The sequence below is a fragment of the Caulobacter sp. GW822-FHT01G02 genome (genome assembly GCF_058802865.1).
Window position 1 is genome coordinate 66,634 of the sequence record NZ_JBXAON010000010.1, and the last position, 11,960, is coordinate 78,593.

Annotated in this window: 11 protein-coding genes, 1 tRNA gene and 1 pseudogene; 6 read left to right on the top strand and 7 right to left on the bottom strand. The window is 68.4% G+C overall.

All coding sequences use genetic code 11. From position 1 onward, the window contains the following. Positions 1–38 precede the first annotated feature (38 nt). Both AC1RNC_RS24085 and AC1RNC_RS24090 read right to left on the bottom strand, forming a co-directional pair. Entirely contained in the window at positions 39–392 is a 354-nt protein-coding gene (locus tag AC1RNC_RS24085; protein WP_492888555.1) for a proteophosphoglycan 5, read from the bottom strand. Between the two features lie 192 nt (positions 393–584). Then, entirely contained in the window at positions 585–1,088 is a 504-nt protein-coding gene (locus tag AC1RNC_RS24090) for an RcnB family protein (protein WP_492888556.1), read from the bottom strand. 197 nt (positions 1,089–1,285) lie between these two features. On the opposite strand from AC1RNC_RS24090, the gene AC1RNC_RS24095 reads away from it, so the two are divergent. Then, entirely contained in the window at positions 1,286–2,011 is a 726-nt protein-coding gene (locus AC1RNC_RS24095; protein WP_492888557.1) for a glutathione S-transferase N-terminal domain-containing protein, read from the top strand. Between the two features lie 172 nt (positions 2,012–2,183). Beyond that, positions 2,184–2,462: a sel1 repeat family protein gene (locus tag AC1RNC_RS24100; RefSeq protein WP_492888558.1), complete on the top strand. Its 279-nt coding sequence runs from the start codon at positions 2,184–2,186 to the stop codon at positions 2,460–2,462. Positions 2,463–2,523: 61 nt separating this feature from the next. On the opposite strand, the gene AC1RNC_RS24105 is transcribed toward AC1RNC_RS24100, so the two are convergent. Further along, positions 2,524–3,285, bottom strand: coding sequence for a polysaccharide biosynthesis/export family protein (locus AC1RNC_RS24105; RefSeq protein WP_492888559.1), 762 nt, complete (start codon positions 3,283–3,285; stop codon positions 2,524–2,526). An 85-nt stretch (positions 3,286–3,370) separates the two neighbouring features. On the opposite strand from AC1RNC_RS24105, the pseudogene AC1RNC_RS24110 reads away from it, so the two are divergent. The 3 genes and pseudogenes from AC1RNC_RS24110 (at position 3,371) to AC1RNC_RS24120 (ending at position 6,917) form a co-directional block, all read left to right on the top strand. Then, positions 3,371–4,908 (top strand): annotated as a pseudogene (locus tag AC1RNC_RS24110) (Wzz/FepE/Etk N-terminal domain-containing protein). 42 nt (positions 4,909–4,950) lie between these two features. After that, complete coding sequence (locus AC1RNC_RS24115) at positions 4,951–5,652, top strand: P-loop NTPase family protein (RefSeq protein ID WP_492888560.1); 702 nt, start codon at positions 4,951–4,953, stop codon at positions 5,650–5,652. An 86-nt stretch (positions 5,653–5,738) separates the two neighbouring features. After that, complete coding sequence (locus tag AC1RNC_RS24120) at positions 5,739–6,917, top strand: O-antigen ligase family protein (protein ID WP_492888613.1); 1,179 nt, start codon at positions 5,739–5,741, stop codon at positions 6,915–6,917. On the opposite strand, the gene hfsH is transcribed toward AC1RNC_RS24120, so the two are convergent. From hfsH to hfsE, 4 genes are read right to left on the bottom strand one after another with little or no spacing between them, the layout of a single operon-like run. After that, complete coding sequence (hfsH, locus tag AC1RNC_RS24125; RefSeq protein WP_492888561.1) at positions 6,914–7,687, bottom strand: oligosaccharide deacetylase HfsH; 774 nt, start codon at positions 7,685–7,687, stop codon at positions 6,914–6,916. The two genes, AC1RNC_RS24120 and hfsH, sit on opposite strands and share 4 nt — an antisense overlap. Continuing rightward, positions 7,687–8,616 carry a polysaccharide biosynthesis protein HfsG gene (hfsG, locus tag AC1RNC_RS24130; protein ID WP_492888562.1) on the bottom strand — a complete coding sequence of 310 codons (930 nt, stop codon included), beginning with the start codon at positions 8,614–8,616 and terminating at the stop codon, positions 7,687–7,689. The genes hfsH and hfsG overlap by 1 nt, the downstream gene beginning before the upstream one ends. Beyond that, the gene (hfsF, locus tag AC1RNC_RS24135) at positions 8,613–10,052 is read right to left on the bottom strand and encodes a polysaccharide biosynthesis protein HfsF (protein WP_492888563.1); all 1,440 of its coding nucleotides are present in this window, start codon (positions 10,050–10,052) and stop codon (positions 8,613–8,615) included. The genes hfsG and hfsF overlap by 4 nt, the downstream gene beginning before the upstream one ends. A gap of 10 nt (positions 10,053–10,062) precedes the next feature. Further along, complete coding sequence (gene hfsE / locus AC1RNC_RS24140; RefSeq protein ID WP_492888564.1) at positions 10,063–11,577, bottom strand: polysaccharide biosynthesis protein HfsE; 1,515 nt, start codon at positions 11,575–11,577, stop codon at positions 10,063–10,065. A 132-nt stretch (positions 11,578–11,709) separates the two neighbouring features. On the opposite strand from hfsE, the gene AC1RNC_RS24145 reads away from it, so the two are divergent. Next, positions 11,710–11,800 (top strand) — tRNA-Ser (locus tag AC1RNC_RS24145). The last annotated feature ends 160 nt before the right edge of the window (positions 11,801–11,960 follow it).

Sequence of the window (11,960 nt, forward strand, 5' to 3'; positions counted from 1 at the left end):
AAAACCGCGGGCCCTTCTTCGTTGATGCGAACTTTAAATTATCGCGGCTGGGTCGCCGTCGGCTCTTCGGCCGTCTTCTTGTGCTTCTTGGCCTTCTTGGCGGCCTTCTCGTCGGCGGCCGGCGCGGTCTTTTCGTCGGTCATGGCCGGCGCGGTGGCCGAGGTCGGCGCGCCGGCGGAGTCGGCCGGGATGGCGGTCTCGGAGGCCGGGGGCGCCGATTGCTCGGGCGCGGGGGCGGCCGTCAACGGGTCGTTGGTCGGCGCCGGGGTGGTGATGCTGGGCTGCGGATTGGCCGGCGAGGTCTGGGGCAGGGTCGATTGGGCCAGGGCCGAGCCGGCATAGGCGGCGGCCGCCAGGGTGAGGGCGGCGGTGGTGATGCGCAGGGTCTTCATGGGGTGGGACCGTGTTGCTGCAGCGTCGTTGTGTGACGCGAAGCCTACGCTGGCGGGGCAATGTGGTCGAAATGACTTCGCAATCGGGCGGTTGGGCCGCATGCGCGGCGGGGTTGAGGCGCGTGTGACCGCAAAACGGCGCCCCAGGCAAAGCCCAGGACGCCGCTTCGACACTTCGGATGCAGTTCAGGTCTAGTGGTTGGCGATGACGTCGAAGATCAGGCCGGTCGCGATGGCGGCCAGCACGTAGTCATTGCCCGTGCGATACCAATAGTAGCCCCGGGGCGGCGGGCGCAGGCTATAGCGATAGTAATCGTTCACGACATACCCGCGGCCACGATAGTAGCTCGGGAGGTAGGCGCCGCGACGCCAGGACGTATAGCCGGGGCGGAAGCCCGGACGACCGTAGTAGGCGGGCGGGGGCGGGCCGTAAGACCAGCGGTTGTTGTAGTAGTAGCCGTTGTGGCGGCCGCGATCCCAGCGGTCATGGCGCCCGTAGTCGCCACGGCCGTAGTCGCCTCGGCCATAGTCGCGTCCATAGTCGCGACGGTCATGGTCCCGGCCGCGATCCCAGTCCCGACCGCGGTCGTTGTGTTCCCAGCGTCCGCGATCCTGAGCGGCGGCGTCGGTGGCGCTCAGGGCCAGCGGGCCCGCCACGGAGGCCACGGCGGCGATGGTGAGCAGCAGACGTTTCATCTCGTCTTCTCCTGGTGGTCGGGCGGCGTCTCCGAGACGTCGCCTAGAAACTTCCCTCGACCTTGAAACGCAGAATGACGCCGTTCGGCTGAACCCAGCCTGAACGGCGAGGTCAGGCTTTTCGACGGGTAAGTCTTGGCGGGAAGGGCTTAGGCGACCATCTTCGGTGGCGGCAACGAATACGGGAGGGAAGGCCAATGAGTCGTCCGATCGAACTGCACTACTGGCCCACGCCCAACGGCTGGAAGGTCTCCATCGCCCTGGAGGAGATGGGTCTGCCCTACGAGATGATCCCGGTGAACATCGGGACCGGCGAGCAGTTCAAGCCGGACTTCCTGGCCATCAGCCCCAACAACCGTATGCCGGCCATCGTCGATCCCGACGGTCCCGACGGCCAGCCGATCTCGATCTTCGAGTCCGGCGCCATCCTGCAGTACCTGGCCCGCAAGACCGGCCGGTTCTACGGCGAGACCGAACGCGACCGCGTCGACATCGACCAGTGGGTGATGTGGCAGATGGGGGGCCTCGGTCCCATGGCCGGCCAGACCCACCATTTCCGCCAGTACGCGCCGGCGATCATCGCCGACCAGCGCCAGATCGCCTACGGCGTCGTCCGCTACACCAACGAGACTCACCGGCTGTACGGCGTGCTCGACAAGCGGCTGGAAGGACGCGATTTCATCTGCGGCCAATTGTCCATCGCCGACTTCATGAGCTGGCCGTGGGTTGTTCCGTGGAAAAATCAGGGCATCATTCTGGACGAGTTCCCCAATTTGAGGAGCTGGTTCGAGCGCGTCGGCGCGCGCGAAGCGGTCCAGAAGGGGTTCAAGCTGGGCGCGGAATTGCGGTCCGGAGGCCTGCAGGCGTCCGGAAAAGCGGCGGAAGAGGCCCGAAAAGTGCTTTTCGGTCAGCGCGCGCGTTAACGCTCTGTAGACTCGTGTTTACGGTCAGTAATCACTTTAAATAACTAGTATACTTGGCGCATCATTCATGATGTCCGCGCGCTTAACTATATGTTCAGTGGCGCTGGACTTTTCTTCTCTCAGGCTCTGATCCGTCAGAACGGCGGGGCGAGCTTGAGAGAGGAGACCAGCCATGATGATGATGCAAGAACCGCCAGCCGCCGTGGCCATGCTGCCGCTGCCGACCGCCGAATCCACCGGCGACGAACTGTTCCGCATGGGCCTGCTGTACTCGACCGGTCAGGGCGGCGCGCCGCTGGACTACGTGTCGGCGCACATGCTGTTCAACCTGGCCGCCATGCGCGGCTCGGTCGAAGCCAAGGTCTACCGCAAGGAACTGTCGCAAGAGATGGCCAGCGACGAAGTCGCCGAAGCCCAGCGTCAGGCCCGCGAATGGCTCGCCCTCGGCTGAACCCGGTCATCCGGGTTCTTCCGTCCTGACTGGCTGCCCGCCGGTCCTATGGGGGACCGGCTCAGTTGCCGTTGACGTTGCCGTTGATCGCGTAACTGAAGCTGATGGGCAGCAGGTCTCGGAAGTACTGCTGCATGAACAGACCCGCTTCCGACACGCCGCTGCGCGGCACGTAGACGACGTCGAAACGCCGCAGGGGCACAAGATCCGCGCCGCTCCCGCGCGTCAGGCCAGCCAGCAGGTCCGCTGTCCGCATCATCGCCCGCCCGTCGGGGCCGCGACGGATGATCACCACCTGATTGCGCTTGGCGCCATTGGTGAAGCCGCCGGCCTGGATGATGGCCCGCAGGGCGTCGCTGTCGCCCGCCATGTCGAACACGCCGGCGTTCTTGACCTCGCCGCCGACGAACACCTTGAGCGGCGTCGCCGTCTTCACCGAAACCTGGACCCGCGGCCGCAACAGCGTGCTGGCATAGGCCTGGCTGATCGAGCCCTCCAGCTCGTCGATCGTGCGGTCGGCGGCCATCACTGGCGCGACCAGCGGCAAGGTGATGCGGCCGTCCGGCTGAACGATCACCGACTTGTTGAGTTCGGGGGCCGACGGCACGGCCACCTCGACCTCGTCGCCCGGATAGAACCGGTACGACGGCTCGCTCTCGCTCCAATCGGCGTAACCGATATTAGAGAAGTTGGCGCTAGGTCTGGGGCCCGGCGTGATCGGCTCGGCGTCGATGTGCCCGCAGGCGGAAATCCCGCCGGCCATCAGGACCACGGCCCAGATCGCCTTCAGTGGGACCGTCTTGAGATGCGTGCGGCTCTGCATGCGACAAGTCTTAACAGGAATGGGTAACGAACCCTTAAGGCTGGCCGTCCCAGGGTGCGAGACAGATTGAACCGCCCGGATTCGGATGTCGACGAGCCCTTGGATCAGCGTACCGCACGACCAGCCGCCCCGCATGGCGGCGGGGGCTGCCGGCGCGCGCCCCAAGTACGCCCCGGCCGACTTCGTCACCCTGCTGTGGCGCGAGCGCTTCCTGATGCTGGTGGTCTTCGTGGTGATCGCGGCGCTGGGCTTTGGCTTCGCCCTCACGCTGAAGAAGAGCTACACGGCCCAATCCAGCCTGTTCGTGCGCCTGGGCCAGGAATATGTCTACGAACCCCGCGCCGGCGACGCCGGCCGCGGCGCGGTGCCCAACACCGACGAGGTCATCCAGTCCGAAGCCGAGATCCTGGGCAGCGGTGAGCTGCGCGAGCGAGTGATCCGCAAGATCGGCTTCACCCGGATCTTTCCGAAGCACGCGGCCAAGTACGCGGCCGCGACGCCCGAGGGTAAGCGCAAGCTGATCGCCGAAGGACGCGACTCGATCGGCAAGAGCCTGAAGATCGAGACCGCGCCGGACAATTCGATCATCCGTCTTGCCTATCAGAACAACGATCCGGAAATGGCCGAGAAGGTGCTGAACACCTTGCTCGAGGAATATCTGATCTATCGCCGCAGCCTGCTGATCGGCGGCGACAACAATGTGCTGCAGCGCCAGCGCGACATCTTCGCGCGGAAGCTGTCTGACGCCGACACGGCCTATCAGTCGTTCCTGACCACCAACGACATCGGCGACTTCACCGCCCAGAAGACCACGCTGACCCAGCTGCAGGCCCAGGTCGAGCAGCAGAAGTATTCGGTCGACGCCCAACTGCAGGATCGCACCGGTCGCCTGGCCGCCGTCGAGGCCGAACTGGCGCGCACCTCACCCGAGACGGTGCTGTATCGCGACACCGACATGTCGGCCGCGATCAAGCTGGCCCAGCTGAAGCTGGACCGCGAGGGCCTGCTGGCCCGCTACACGGCCGGCGCTCAACCCGTGCAGGACATCAACGCCCAGATCGCCCAGCTGGAGGCCGGTCTCGCCGCCGGCCGCACCAATGGCGAGGGCGCGCGGCGTAGCGGTCCCAACCCGATCTGGCAGACCCTGACCACCACCCGCAACGATCTGCGGGCCGAAGTCGCGGCCCTGCAGCAGTCGCAGGCCGCCTACGCCCAGCAGGTGACCGATGTGAACTCACGCCTGCTGCGTCTGGCTCAACTGGAACCGCAGTTCAACGAGCTGTCGCGCGATCGCGACGTCCTGTCCTCGAACGTCCGCGACTTCACGGTCAAGGAACAACAGGACGAGGCCCAGCGGCAGATGTCGTCCGAGAGCAGCGACAACATCCGCATCGTCCAGCGCGCCGTCGCCCCGTCGACCGGCAAGAGCCTGAAGAAGCCGGTTCTGGTGCTGGCCATCCTGTTCGCGGGCTTCACGGCCCTGTGCGTGGGCCTGGTCCGCATGTTCCTGCGCCCCGGGCTGCAGACGCCGGCCTCGGCCTCGCGCACCCTTGGCATGCCGGTCCTGGCCACCGCCGGGGTCAAGCGGTGAGCGCTTTCGTCGCCTTTCGCCGACAGGGTTAATGTCGCACCTTGCGATCTTCTGAGTGCGCGGCGATTCGGCAGATGGTGGATTTGAACGTCGAGATGACGGAGCTTTGGGGGGCGCTTGGCGCGCCGCCTGTCGGCCGTCCGTACGTCATCCAGTTCATCGCCGCGCGGCGGGGAGAGGGGACCTCGACGGTCGCCCGTGAATTCGCCCGTTTCGCGTCGCGTCGCGCCGGCCGCAAGACCTGGCTGATCGACCTCGACCTCAACAGCCCCAGCCAGTTCCGCGAGATCGCCGCCGACCCGAACCGCTTCGGCCCGCTGGGCCCGCCTGTGGCGGCCTCGCCCGACGGCTCGACCTTCTTCACCGTCCAGCCGCCGGCGCCCCGCGCCGAGGGCGGGGTCTGGCCGGACTCCAAGTTCCTGACCGGCCACAGCGTCGGCGGTCCGCGCCTGTGGATCACCCGTTTCAACCGCGAGGCCCTGCGCGGCCGCCAGCAGGCCCACGTCATTCCGTCGGCGGATTACTGGCGGGCGCTGCGCAAGCACGCCGAGATCATCGTCGTCGACAGCCCGTCCCTGGACCGCTCGCAGTCCGGGCCGACCATCGCCCAGCACATGGACCAGACGGTGATGGTGGTCTCGGCCGACCAGCCGGACGTGCGCCAGCCGGCCATGCTGCGCGACGCCCTGACCGCCGCTGGCGGCCGATGCGCGGGCATGTTCTTCAACAAGGTCTCGGTCGAACCGCCCGCCTTCCTGAAGGCGATCCTGCCGTGACCAGCCTTGCTCCGGACGCGGCGTGGGGCCGGCCGGACACCCGGGCGCTGGCGCCGTCGCTGCTGACCATCGCCGTCGCCGTGGTCATGCTGCTGATCTACACCGGCGGCTGGCAGTTGCCGCTGTTCGGCGAGAAGACCGACGAATCTAGCTCGGGCCTGCTGCGCGTGGCCTTCCTGCCCGCCTACGGCCTGGCGTTCCTGCTGGTCCTGGCCCGGCCCTGGAACATGGTGCGGGTCACGATCCGCCAGCCATTCCTGATCATCCTGATGGGCGTGGTGGCGGCCTCGATCTTCTGGTCGATCCAGCCCGATGTCTCGATCCGCCGCGGCTTCGCCGTGGGCTGCACGACGATCTCGGGCCTGGCCCTGGCCGCCCGCTTCCGGTGGGCCGAGCTGGCCAGGGTGTTCGCCACCACCTTCTGCGTGCTGATCGTCGCCTCCTACATCGCCTGTATCGCCTTCCCGTCGATCGGGATCATGACCGAGCTCTTCCCCGGCGCCTGGCGCGGCCTGTGGCTGGAGAAGAACTCGCTGGGCGGCATGATGGCCCTGGGCTGCTGCATCCTCTGCGGCGCGGCCCTGCTGGACCCCCAGCGCAAGGGCGTCTGGCTGACCTTCGCGGCCCTGTCGGTGGGGCTGGTGATCATGTCGCAGTCCAAGACCTCGCTGGTCTCGCTGATGCTGGGCCTGATGGCGCTGGCCTTCGTTTGGATCTGCCAGCGCGGTCCGGCCTTCGCCGCGGCCGCGACCTGGGCCGGGGTGACGGGTTTCCTGCTGCTGGCGGCGTTCATCGTTTTCGCCTCGGACGTGTTCTTCGGCATTCTGGGCAAGGACGCCACCCTGACCGGCCGGACCCAGATCTGGACCGCCGCCTTTCGCCAGATCGAGCAGAGGCCGTGGCTGGGCTACGGCTACGCGGCCGTCTGGAGCGACAAATCCGGCTGGGGGCCGCTGGCCTGGATCGTCCACGACGCCAAGTTCACGCCCCAGCACGCTCACAATTCGTGGATCGAGCAGCTGATCGGCATGGGCGTGGTCGGTCTCGGCGCCTGGGGTTTCTTCTATCTGCAGACCATGACGCTGGCGATCATCGCCGTGTTCCGCAATCGCGGGGCGATACTGGCCTTCCCGTTCCTGATCGTCTTCACCCTGGTCAGCCTGACCGAGAGCATCGCGGTCGTTTACAACGACTTCCGCTGGGCGGTGTTCGTGGCCCTGGCCGCCAAGCTGGCCTTCTCCGACAAGGCGCAGGACGACGTCTAGAGCCCGATCCGCTTGGCGCCCTCGGCCACGGTCACCACGTCGAAGCCGTCCGCCACCGCCCGATCAATCAGCCGCTCCAGCGCGTCGATCGTACAGCCCCATTGCGAGGGTTCGGCGGCCACGTCGTGCGTGTAGAGGATCAGCCAGGCCTTGCGAGCCTTGGCCTTGTCCAGCCAGGCGTTGGCGATGCTCTCGCCATCCTCGCCCTCGATACCGACGGCCGGGGCCTGGTTGAGGTCCGCGCCGTCGGCGATCAGGCCGTGGTGCAGGGCGCGCAGGGTCTTGAAGCGTCCCGCCAGGGCGGTCTTTGCCGGCGCGCCGACATCGCCGTAGGGGTAGGCGAAGCTGACCGGATCGCCCGCGCCCCAGGCCGCCAGGCTCCGGGCGTTCTGGTCGACATCGGCGATCGTGACGGCCTTCGATGACTGGCCGCAGTCCAGGTGCGAGAAGGTGTGGCAGGCGATCTCGTGGCCAGCGTCGTGCAGACGCCGCGCGTCGGCCCCGGTGGCGAAGCGACCCATCGGGCCATCGCGCCCGGCCAGGCCGGCGGCGAAATAATAGGTGCCGCGCAGGCTCCGCGTCTCCAGCGCCTTGGCCCCGGCCTCGCAGGCCGTGGCGGGCGCGTCGTCGAAGCTGAACGACACCATCGGCCGCTCCAGCGTCACCTTGGCCGGCCGACGGTAGGCCAGGCGGATCAGCCGGCGACGCAGCTTGCCCTTCAGCGTCCGGTCGGGCTCGTAGGCGTCGACCTTCTCGAATTCGACCCGCATCAGACGGCCTCGATATAGAGGGACGCGCGATAGAGCCGCATGGCGAACGCGCGAAGGGAAATGGGGACGGCCTCGGCCAGGGCGATGCGCTTCAGCATCGGCCGCCAGACGCCGCGCTGCGGGAAGGGTTTCAGCGCCCTGGCGACCTTGTAGCTGGGATAGGCGCTGACGATGTCGCGGTGGCTGGCGACCACGCGGGCGAAGTTGGCCGCCGACTGCTCGTACTTGGCGGCCATGGTCGGCGCGGCGTCCAGGCCCAGGTGCGTGGCGCTGTTGTCGATGTGCAGGATCGGATGCTGGCGCACCACCCGCATCGCCCACTCGACATCCTCCCAGCCCCAGCCGGCGAAGCCCTCGTCGAAGCCGATGGTCTCGAACACGTCGCGGCGGACCAGCAGGTTGGAGGTGAAGACGTGCTTCTCGGGTTCCTTGGCGCGCTCGGGGGCGGGCGTGCAGTCGCTCTTCAGCGCCATGGCCCGGTGCAGGGCGGTCTCGGGACGCGGCGGCGTCTGGTCCAGGGTGAAGCCGCCGAACGCCACGGGGGCGTTGGTCTCGGCCACGGCCGCCCAGCGGCTGAGGAAGTCCGGGGTGTCGGGCAGCATGTCGCTGTCCAGGAACAGGAAGTGGCCGCCGCGGGCATGGCTGGCCAGCCGGTTGCGGCCCTTGGCGCGGCCCTCGTTGCTGGACAGGCGCACGAAGCGGGCCGGGACGCGCAGCCTCTCGATCCGGCGGGCGATGCGTTCGGCGAGCACATCGTCGCCCCCGCCGTCGTCCAGCACCACGATCTCGGCCTGGGCGCTGGGATCGTCCAGGGCCTTGAGCAGGGCGGACGGGTCGTCGCGAAAGGTCGGGATCAGCACCGACAGGCGCGGCTGGGCGCTAGGCCAGGCGGCGTTCTCGATGCGGATTTCGGTGATGGGGGCGGTCATAGGGCGGGGGCCCTCCGACGGAGAAGACCAGAAAGCTTGCCGCGCAGGCCGCCGACATCGAGGCTCAGCACGATCACGCCATAGACGGCCGCGCCGACGCCGGCCTTCAGGGCCAGCTCCAGCAAGCCGCCCGGCGAGGGCAGCAGGCGCACGACCAGGGCCATGGCGACGCACGCGGCCGCGGCCTTGGCCAGGACCTCCCACGGGATCGGCAATGGGCACGCGCGGCGACCCAGGGCCCAGGCGGCGACGGCGCCGACGCCGTAGCTGAGCGTCGTGGCCCATAGCGCGCCGTCCAGGCCCAGGCGCGGGATCAGGACGAGGTTGAGAATGACGTTGATGATGGCCGGCGCGCTCATGCTGACGATCAGCAGCGGCGTGCGCCGGGCCAGGGTGAAGGCCTGCAGCAGATAGTAGGTCGTCACGCCCGACAGCCAGCCGCTGGCGGCGATCCAGGGCGTCACGTGGCCGGCGCCGGCCCGCAGATCCTCGCCGATCATCAGCTCGGCCAGGGGGCGGGCGACCAGAGCCAGGCCGGCGGCGGCGGGCAGGGTCAGGAGGGTCATGAAGCTGGCCTGCTCGTGGGCGGCCTCGGTCAGGGCCGCCTGGCCGCCGCGTTCGAGCGCCGAGATCAGGGCGGGGGCGCCAGCCATGCCCAGCCAGATGAAGACCACGTCCAGGGTGCGGCTGCCCAGGGAATAGCCGGCGTGATAGACGCCGACCGTGGCCTCGTCGAGAAACGCGCCCAGCAGCAGGCGGTCGGTGCTGGCCAGCACCAGGGCCAGGATCAGCGACAACGAGACCGGCAGGCCATAGGCGGCGTAAGCCTTGGCCAGGGCGCGATCGAACTTGCCGCCGGACAGACGCTTCAGTTCCCCCGGCAGCACCAGGACCACACACAGGGCCGAGATCATGCCGACGCCCAGGATCGGCGCCGCGCCGCCCAGGCCAGCGAAGGCCAGGGCGAGGCCAAGGACGAAACCGCCCGCGGTCTGGATGATGGTCAGGAGAGCCGCGCCCGAGACCTCGCCGGCCGCGCGGCGGCGCTCCAGGGCCAGCTTCGTCAGGCTGTTGACCAGGGTGCTGGCGAGGGCGGCGATCACCGCGACCTTCAGCGGTCCATCGAGCGGCGACACCGCCACCCCCGCGCAGGTCAGCGGCACGACGACCGCCGCGCCGATCCACAGGCGATAGAGGGTGGCGAAGTGGTCGGCCGTTCGCCCGTCCTCGCCGCGCGCCGCCAGGAAGCGGGCCATGGCGGCCTCGGTCCAGGTCAGCAGGATGGTCTGGGTCAGGCTGCCGACCGAGAAGGCCAGGGCGTAGACGCCGTACTGGGACGGATCCAGGACGCGCGTGAACAGGACGATGGTGAGCAGCCCCACCACGCCCTGCACCACATTGACCGGCAGGTAGCCGAGGACCCCGCGCCAGAACATCGCCGGCCGCCTAGCGCACCGCCGACCGGTCCCCCAGCAGGCAGGGGATGGTCATGACGATGACGTAGAGGTCCAGCCACAACGACTGGCGCTCGATATATTCGACGTCCAGGGCCACCCGGAGGCGGACGCTCTCGGGCGTGTCGACCGGGCCGCGCGACCCCTTGATCGCCGCCCAGCCGGTCAGGCCGGGTTTCATGCGGTGGCGGTGGGCGTATTCGGCGACCAGCTTGGCCGACTCGACGCCGCCGGTCTTCATGCCGATGGCGTGGGGGCGGGGGCCGACGATCGACATCTCGCCGGTCAGTACGTTGAACAGCTGCGGCAACTCGTCGAGGCTGGTCTTGCGGATGAACTTGCCGACCCTGGTGACGCGGTCGTCATTGGCGCTGATCTGCCGCGCGGCCTGGGCGTCGGCCATCTCGTGGCGCATCGAGCGGAACTTCCAGACCAGGATCGCCTCGTTGTTGAAGCCGTGGCGGCGCTGGCGGAAGAAGATCGGGCCGGGGCTGTCCAGCTTCACGGCCAGGGCGACGATCAGCATGACCGGACCGGCGACCAGCAGGCCCACGCTCGCCACGACCAGGTCCTGGGCTCGCTTGACCCACGCCCGGCGTGCGCCGGGCGCGGCGCCCGACAGTTCGTTCTCGCCGCCCGCGACGATGCGGGCCAGGGCGGCGTCATCCTCGGCGGGACCGCCGACGTCGAAGAAGAGGTTCACCGGATTGGGCAGCACGCCCAGCTTCTCGACCAGCTGGCGCACGCGGCCCTGGGCCGTCGACTGCACGGCGATCACCACGCGGTCGACATAGGGCATGATGCGGTGGTCGAGCAGGGCGCTCGTGTCGCCGAGGACCGGTACGCCCATGATGTTCTCGGGCGCGCGGTCCAGGCGGTCGTCGAACACGCCCAGGACGTTGGCCTCCCCCGTGCGCAGGGCCGCCTCGATCAGGCGCTGGGCGTTGGCCGTGGCGCCGACCACGATGATGTTGGGCGTCAGGCGGCCCAGCTGGCGACCGCGGGCGATGATTGTCCACCAGACGACATGCAGGGCGGCGACGCCGGCGGTGGCGGCCAGCAGCGTCCAGACGGCCGGCGCTTCGGCGCGGCCCGTCGGCAGCAGCGCCACGGCGGCGGCCAGCAGGCCCGCGCCCAGCGCCAGGCCGACTTGGACCATGTGCCGCCCCAGATCCTGCTTGCGCGGGAAGGCGTAGGCCCCGAGCATTCGCAGCGCGACCAGCCCGGTCACGGCCCACAGGCCGGCGGCCAGCGGATGACCCTCGACGGTCACCCCCAGCGCGACACAGGCGGCGACCAGAACGTCGATGACGCGGAAGGCGCGCGCCAGCGGCCGCGCCTCCAGCCGCGCCCTCGAGGGGATCAGCTGACCAGGCCGGAACGGCCCCCGCCGCCCCCGCCCTGGATCGCCGCCTGCGCCGCTCGAAACACGCGGCCCGATCTCCGCCCCGCCCACGAAGGCGACAGCGGATTCGACGTTCGAGGCAGGGGAGGGGATCGGACGCATGACGCTCGTCGCTGGAAAAACTATGTTCACCCTAGCGGGGCCGTCTGAGCGCCGCGTTAACAGGCGAATTTTCCGCATAAGCGCCGTTGTCATCCTGAAGCGAACAGGCTATCGAACCGCTCCCTCTCAGGAGGAGACGTGGCCGAGAGGCTGAAGGCACCGCTTTGCTAAAGCGGCATACCTCAAAAGGGTATCGAGGGTTCGAATCCCTCCGTCTCCGCCATCCCCATTTCCACCACAATCCAATTGCGTCCACGGACGTCATGAGGCCGTTGATTTATCACGGAAAACTCGCGTTTCTGTGTCTCGACGCGTCCGCTCGGATCCGACCCTATGACGATCATGGTCGGGGGGGAAATCGGGGGTGAGTGCCCTCGTGGCTT

Excerpts from the sequence above, each read along its gene's own strand:
- hfsE (WP_492888564.1), bottom strand. The coding sequence starts at position 11,577 with ATGCGTCCGATCCCCTCCCCTGCCTCGAACGTCGAATCCGCTGTCGCC.
- AC1RNC_RS24120 (WP_492888613.1), top strand. The coding sequence starts at position 5,739 with ATGCTGCTGATCTACACCGGCGGCTGGCAGTTGCCGCTGTTCGGCGAG.
- AC1RNC_RS24105 (WP_492888559.1), bottom strand. The coding sequence starts at position 3,285 with ATGCAGAGCCGCACGCATCTCAAGACGGTCCCACTGAAGGCGATCTGG.
- AC1RNC_RS24115 (WP_492888560.1), top strand. The coding sequence starts at position 4,951 with ATGGTGGATTTGAACGTCGAGATGACGGAGCTTTGGGGGGCGCTTGGC.
- hfsH (WP_492888561.1), bottom strand. The coding sequence starts at position 7,687 with ATGCGGGTCGAATTCGAGAAGGTCGACGCCTACGAGCCCGACCGGACG.
- AC1RNC_RS24100 (WP_492888558.1), top strand. The coding sequence starts at position 2,184 with ATGATGATGATGCAAGAACCGCCAGCCGCCGTGGCCATGCTGCCGCTG.
- hfsG (WP_492888562.1), bottom strand. The coding sequence starts at position 8,616 with ATGACCGCCCCCATCACCGAAATCCGCATCGAGAACGCCGCCTGGCCT.
- hfsF (WP_492888563.1), bottom strand. The coding sequence starts at position 10,052 with ATGTTCTGGCGCGGGGTCCTCGGCTACCTGCCGGTCAATGTGGTGCAG.
- AC1RNC_RS24090 (WP_492888556.1), bottom strand. The coding sequence starts at position 1,088 with ATGAAACGTCTGCTGCTCACCATCGCCGCCGTGGCCTCCGTGGCGGGC.
- AC1RNC_RS24095 (WP_492888557.1), top strand. The coding sequence starts at position 1,286 with ATGAGTCGTCCGATCGAACTGCACTACTGGCCCACGCCCAACGGCTGG.
- AC1RNC_RS24085 (WP_492888555.1), bottom strand. The coding sequence starts at position 392 with ATGAAGACCCTGCGCATCACCACCGCCGCCCTCACCCTGGCGGCCGCC.